Raw genomic sequence first — 235 nt, forward strand, 5'->3', positions numbered from 1 at the left:
GTGGTGCAAATGTATCGCGCATTATAAGCGATGATACATTCCGTAAACTTTGTGGTTGTACTTGTGATGTAAAGCAAGCTACGACAAAAGTAGAGGCGCCAAAAAAGGTTGAAAAACCAGCTGTAAAGAAAGAAGCAGCTCCAAAACGTACAGGTAAAGTATTAACGGCAGTGATTAACGGGAAAGAAATGACTGTTAAAGAGATTGCTGAAACATATGACATTAGTACAAGTAC

General features: G+C 38.7%; 1 pseudogene. It reads left to right on the forward strand.

Annotated elements, in window-relative coordinates:
- Window positions 1–235, forward strand: a pseudogene (locus JDS96_RS31550) (DUF3797 domain-containing protein); the annotation flags it as partial.

Source organism: Bacillus cereus group sp. N21, assembly GCF_016483395.1.
Taxonomy (GTDB): Bacteria; Bacillota; Bacilli; order Bacillales; family Bacillaceae_G; genus Bacillus_A; species Bacillus_A pseudomycoides.